Annotated in this window: 6 protein-coding genes; 2 read left to right on the top strand and 4 right to left on the bottom strand. The window is 66.2% G+C overall.

Going from position 1 to position 5,202, the window contains the following annotated elements; genetic code table 11:
* Positions 1-135 precede the first annotated feature (135 nt).
* The gene (locus tag IRZ12_RS15310; protein ID WP_296470169.1) at positions 136-498 is read right to left on the bottom strand and encodes a VanZ family protein; all 363 of its coding nucleotides are present in this window, start codon (positions 496-498) and stop codon (positions 136-138) included.
* Positions 499-724: 226 nt separating this feature from the next.
* Between IRZ12_RS15310 and IRZ12_RS15305 the strand changes: the two genes are divergently transcribed.
* Together IRZ12_RS15305 and IRZ12_RS15300 are read left to right on the top strand one after the other, a co-directional pair.
* Positions 725-1,948, top strand: coding sequence for an IscS subfamily cysteine desulfurase (locus IRZ12_RS15305; RefSeq protein ID WP_296470166.1), 1,224 nt, complete (start codon positions 725-727; stop codon positions 1,946-1,948).
* 161 nt (positions 1,949-2,109) lie between these two features.
* A complete protein-coding gene (locus IRZ12_RS15300) occupies positions 2,110-3,327 on the top strand; it encodes a CoA transferase (protein WP_296470163.1) in 1,218 nt (405 codons plus the stop codon).
* On the opposite strand, the gene IRZ12_RS15295 is transcribed toward IRZ12_RS15300, so the two are convergent.
* The 3 genes from IRZ12_RS15295 to thiS are packed head-to-tail and all read right to left on the bottom strand — an operon-like array spanning position 3,267 to position 5,080.
* Positions 3,267-4,046 (bottom strand): helix-turn-helix domain-containing protein, encoded by a 780-nt coding sequence (locus tag IRZ12_RS15295; RefSeq protein WP_296470160.1) that lies wholly within the window; start codon positions 4,044-4,046, stop codon positions 3,267-3,269. The two genes, IRZ12_RS15300 and IRZ12_RS15295, sit on opposite strands and share 61 nt — an antisense overlap.
* A 43-nt stretch (positions 4,047-4,089) precedes the next feature.
* Complete coding sequence (gene trmB, locus IRZ12_RS15290) at positions 4,090-4,866, bottom strand: tRNA (guanosine(46)-N7)-methyltransferase TrmB (protein ID WP_296470157.1); 777 nt, start codon at positions 4,864-4,866, stop codon at positions 4,090-4,092.
* 13 nt (positions 4,867-4,879) lie between these two features.
* Positions 4,880-5,080, bottom strand: coding sequence for a sulfur carrier protein ThiS (gene thiS, locus IRZ12_RS15285; RefSeq protein ID WP_296470154.1), 201 nt, complete (start codon positions 5,078-5,080; stop codon positions 4,880-4,882).
* Between the last annotated feature and the right edge of the window lie 122 nt (positions 5,081-5,202).

The raw sequence follows: 5,202 nt of genomic DNA, 5'->3' as shown, positions 1-5,202 counted from the left end.
GCATCGGCCGGGAGCGGCGTCGTGGGCGAGGGGGCGGACGTCATGGCGGTTTCCATTCTTCTGGTCATGGAGGAACTGTAGCGCCCCAGTCGGCGGCGTTCACCCCGGCGCTTGCCCTCAAATTCGCGGCGCAGGTCAGGCGCGGCGTTGAGCGCGGGTGGTCGCCAGCCAGGCCAGCCCCCAGCCGATGGCGATGCCGATTCCGTCCGCCACGACGTCCGCCCCCCCGGCCGAGCGCGTGGGCGTGAGCGACTGCAGGAGCTCGATCAAGACGCCAAAGCCCAGCAAACCCAGCGCCTTGGGCCAGAAGCGTCCCGCAGGATATGCGAGGCGCGCGAGCACCGTAAGCGTGGTGAATCCCAATAGATGATTGGTCTTGTCCCAGCCCGTCGTGGGCATGGGCGTGGTGGAAGGCAGTAGCGAGAGCACGAGTATGCCCAGCACCGTGGCCCAAAACAGCGGCTTCCAGCCGACGAAGGCGGTTAGACGAGAAATCATCGGGGTCAGGATGGGGAAGGGGCGGCGCGCATGCCGCGAGGTTTTCTTTATTATCGCCGCAGGCCCGGCGGTTTGCTCTAGCCTGTAGGGCGTAGGCCGCCCCGGGCCAGCCCCGGCAGGCCCCTTTTCAATGTTGGCGGCCGGGGTATTGGCTGATGCGGCAGGCGTGCGGGCTACTATTGGATTAATACCGTGTTGCCGTATTTGTCAGTTTCAGGAGCTGAACATGCCTTCAACCCCGATGCGCTTGCCGGTCTATATGGACTATAGCGCGACGACGCCCGTCGACCCACGCGTGGTCGATGCCATGGTCCCCTACCTGTACGAAAAATTCGGTAATCCCGCTTCTCGCAGCCATGCCTACGGGTGGGAGGCGGAGGAGGCGGTGGAAACTGCACGCGCCCACGTGGCGGCCCTGATCAACGCCGATCCGCGGGAAATCGTCTGGACGTCCGGCGCCACGGAGGGCAACAACCTCGCCATCAAGGGCGCCGCGCAGTTCTATGCCGAGCGCGGCAAGCACATCATCACCGTCAAGACCGAGCACAAGGCCGTGCTCGACACTTTCCGCGAGCTCGAGCGCCAGGGGTTCGAAGCGACCTATCTCGACGTGGACAGCGACGGCATGCTGCCCATCGAGCGCTTGGAGGCCGCCATGCGCCCAGACACGATCCTGGTGTCCGTCATGTTGGTCAACAATGAGATCGGCGTCATCCAGGACGTGGAGGCCATCGCCAAGCTGTGTCGCGAGCGCGGCGTCATCTACCATTGCGATGCGGTCCAGGCGGCGGGCAAGATCCCCATCGATGTGCAGTCCTTCCCGGTCGACCTGCTGACCGTCACCGCACACAAGCTCTACGGCCCCAAGGGCATCGGCGCGCTGTACGTGCGCCGCAAGCCGCGCGTTCGCCTCAACGCCCAGATGCACGGCGGCGGCCATGAGCGGGGCATGCGCTCCGGCACGTTGGCCACGCACCAGATCGTGGGCATGGGCGAGGCCTTCCGGCTCGCCAAGCTCGAGATGCCGCTGGAGTCTGCGCGCGTGGGCAAGCTCCGCGACAAGCTGCTGGCTGGCCTCATGGAAATTCCCGAGGTCTATGTCAACGGCAGCCTCGAGCACCGGGTGCCGCACAACTTGAATATGAGCTTCAACTTCGTTGAAGGCGAGTCGCTCATCATGGCGATCAAGGATGTGGCGGTATCGTCGGGGTCGGCCTGCACCTCCGCGTCGCTCGAACCTTCTTTCGTGCTGCGCGCCCTGGGCCGCAGCGACGAGCTGGCCCACAGTTCCATCCGCTTCACGCTCGGGCGCTTCACCACCGAGCAGGAAGTGGATTTCGTGGTCGACCTGGTCAAGGCCAAGGTCGCCAAGCTGCGCGAGCTCAGCCCCCTCTGGGAGATGTACCAGGAGGGCATAGACCTGAATTCCATTCAGTGGGCTGCCCATTGAACCGCTAACGCCCACGGGCCGGTGTCTTCCCGCAAAGGACCGCCGCGCGCGGTCCTTTGCGTTTCGTCTGTCGAAACGGTTTAAGATTCCTCGTCCTTCGCCGCCCGCATGAGGCTATGCTGCGGCGTTCATTGTCCTGGTTTGTATCGGCTTCAGCAGTCATGTCTCAACATTCCGCATCAGGCGCCGGCGCGTTGGCCGGCATTCGCGTTCTCGACCTTACCTCGGCAGTGGTCGGCCCGTATGCGTCCAAGATCATGGCCGACAACGGGGCGGACGTGATCAAGGTCGAATCCAGCGATGGCGACGTCATCCGTTGGATCGCCGGACCGTCGCCCACGCCCGGCATGTCGGGCAAGTTCCTCCACCTGAACCGGGGCAAGCGCAGCATCGTGTTGGACCTCAAGAAAGCGGAAGGGCGCGAGGCCGTCATGCGCCTCGTCGCCCAGTCCGACGTGCTCTTGATCAACATGCGTCCCAAGGCGGTGGAGCGCTTGGGCCTGGCTTATGAGAACGTCTCGCGCGTCAATCCGCGCCTGGTGTACTGCGCCATGGTGGGGTTCGGGCCCGGCCCCTATCGGGATACCCCGGCCTACGACTCCATCATCCAAGGGGGAACCGGCGTGGCTGCGCTCTCAGAAATGGCCACTGGCGAACCCCGGTACGTGCCCTATGTCGTGGCCGACCGCACGGTGGGGCTGATGGCCCTCAATGCCGTCCTCATGGCGCTATTGCAGCGGGAGCGGACGGGGGCCGGCCAGCAGATCGAAGTGCCGATGTTCGAGAACATGGCGGCCCTGGTGCTGAGCGAGCACCTTTACGGCTCCACTTTCGATCCGCCCTTGTCGCCCCCGGGCGACCTGCGCCTGATCGATCCCGAGGCCAAGCCCGTCAAGACGCTGGACGGATATATCTGCCTGACCACCAACACTGACGCCCAGGCTTTCGCCTTGATGCGCGTCATGGGACGTCCCGAGATGCAGACGGACCCGCGCTTTTCCACCAAGCAGGCGCGGGCAGCGCACAGCCGGGAATATTTCAGCATCCGCGCGCAGGAAATGGCCAAGCGCACGACGGCGGAATGGCTGGCCTTGCTCAAGGAGGCCGACATCCCCGCCATGCCCTACAACACGCTGGACAGCCTGGTGGTCGATCCGCACATCCAGGCCGCCGGGGTATTGCGCGCGGCCGAGCACCCGACGGAAGGGCGCATGTGGGACCTGTCCGACCCGACCTACATGAGTGCGCGCGGGGAGGTCGAGCTGCGGCCCGCCCCCACGCTGGGCCAGCACGGGGCCGAGATCCTGGCCGAAGCGGGCTATACGCCCGAGGAAATCGAGTCGCTCTCCGCGTCGGGCGTGCTGGGAACGCCGCGCTGATTGTCCCGGAGCTGCCGATAGGCCTGGAGGATGGCGTCCGCGGTCTCCCAGAGCACCGGCACATGCCGCTTCTGGAAAGACGCCGTCATGGTGCTGCCGAAAGTGGTCATGCTGAGCACGGCGAGCAGCTCATCGCCTGCGCGCAGCGGGACCGCGCAAGTCGCGCTGTCCCCGGGCGTGGCCGGCTGCCGCACCGCGTAGCCGCGCTGGCGCGTTGCCTCCAGTATCGATTCCAGGCGGGGCGGCACGCCGTCCGGCAGCAGGAAGCGGCGCTCTGGCTCTGAACAGAACGAGAGGTAGGCGATCCCGACGCAGGATTCGGTCACCGGGTGCCTGCGCCCGTACGTGGTGGGCAGGTAGGCGAGGGGGCTGTATGGCATGGTGCTGTAACGCACCGCCATGCGGTCGCCGTCGAGCGTGGAGAGGCCCAGCGGCCATTTGATGCGGCGGGTGGCGTCGATCATGCAGGGTATGGCGGCGTCCACGATCAACAGGCGCTCCGAACACCCGTCGCTCAGTTCGCGTACCTTCGCCGTCAGCTGATAACTGCCCCGCCCGTCCACTTCGCGCACGTAGCCGTCGGCACGCAGGGTTTCGAGGATGCGATACACCGTCGGCTTGGGCAGGCCCGTGTCGCGGTGCAGTTCGGCCAGCGTCGAATGCATGCGTCCGTTCAGGGCGCGCAGCACCAGTAGCGCGCGAGAAACCGAACGTATCATCGAGACGGCCTATGCATGAGCGTGGCGCCGGGCCGGCTGCGCCTCACGCGCCAGCGGCCGGCGATCCCTCTGCGGGCACGCGTGCGAAGATCAGGTCCCAGACACCGTGCCCCAGCCTCAGGCCCCGCGTTTCGAACTTGGTTTGCGGCCGCCAGGCCGGGCGCTCGGCATAGCCTTGGCAGGTGTTGGCCAGTTGCGGCTCGCCGCCCAGGACCTCGAGCATTTGCTCCGCATAGGGCTGCCAATCGGTGGCGCAATGCAAGTACCCGCCCGGCGCGATGCGGCTCGCGAGCAGCTGCACGAAGGGCGGCTGGATCAGGCGGCGCTTGTGGTGACGCTTCTTGGGCCAGGGGTCGGGGAAGTAGATGTGCACCCCCGCCAGGGAGTCGGGCGGGATCATGTCGCGCACGACTTCCACGGCGTCGTGCTGGATGATCCGGACGTTGCGCAGGCCGGAGTTTTCGATGCGCCGGAGCATGGCGCCGACGCCCGCATTGAAGACTTCCACGCCCAGGAAATTGCGCTCGGGTTGGGCGAGCGCGATCTTCTCGGTCGTTTCGCCCATGCCGAAGCCGATCTCCAGGATCGTCGGCGCTTCCCGGCCGAACACCTGGGCGAAGGAGAGGCGCCGGGCGGCATAAGGAAGGCACCAGGCGCCGGCCAGCGTCTCCAGCGCTTCCTTCTGGCTGAGGGTGATGTGGCCGCGGCGGTTGACGAAGCTGCGGATGTGCGTGCCGGGGCGCGCTGGCTTTGCCGATTCCGCAACCGGCGGCGCGAGCTCGGCCGGCGGGTCGGGCAAAGCGGGAGATGGGGTAGTCATGTTCATCGTGGTCTTAGCCTCCGCCGACCGCGACGACGATCTCGATGCGATCGCCGTCGGCCAGCAGGACATGCTCATGCGCGCTGCGCGGAACGATTTCTCCGTTGCGCTCCACGGCCACGCGCTTGCCTGCGTACCCGAGCGCCTGGATCAGATCGGCCACCGAGGAGGGGGCCTCGATCGTGCGCGATTCCCCATTCAATACGATATTCATACCCAGGATTTTAGTCGGTCTGCAGGAGGGCGGGGTGGCACCGTGCGCGGGCCGCCCTCGTGGCTGCGCCCGGTGAGGGGGGCTAGGGTTCACCCTAGGTCCCAGCACGCGGGGTGTAACCT

This window comes from Pigmentiphaga sp., from assembly GCF_019689535.1.
GTDB lineage: Bacteria > Pseudomonadota > Gammaproteobacteria > Burkholderiales > Burkholderiaceae_B > Pigmentiphaga.
Note: the sequence above shows the minus strand (reverse complement) of the source record. Positions and strands in the feature narration are given on the sequence as shown.

What these genes read in the sequence shown, in the direction of transcription:
- IRZ12_RS15310 (WP_296470169.1), bottom strand. Translation starts at nt 498, where the DNA reads ATGATTTCTCGTCTAACCGCCTTCGTCGGCTGGAAGCCGCTGTTTTGG.
- IRZ12_RS15305 (WP_296470166.1), top strand. Translation starts at nt 725, where the DNA reads ATGCCTTCAACCCCGATGCGCTTGCCGGTCTATATGGACTATAGCGCG.
- IRZ12_RS15300 (WP_296470163.1), top strand. Translation starts at nt 2,110, where the DNA reads ATGTCTCAACATTCCGCATCAGGCGCCGGCGCGTTGGCCGGCATTCGC.
- IRZ12_RS15295 (WP_296470160.1), bottom strand. Translation starts at nt 4,046, where the DNA reads ATGATACGTTCGGTTTCTCGCGCGCTACTGGTGCTGCGCGCCCTGAAC.
- trmB (WP_296470157.1), bottom strand. Translation starts at nt 4,866, where the DNA reads ATGACTACCCCATCTCCCGCTTTGCCCGACCCGCCGGCCGAGCTCGCG.
- thiS (WP_296470154.1), bottom strand. Translation starts at nt 5,080, where the DNA reads ATGAATATCGTATTGAATGGGGAATCGCGCACGATCGAGGCCCCCTCC.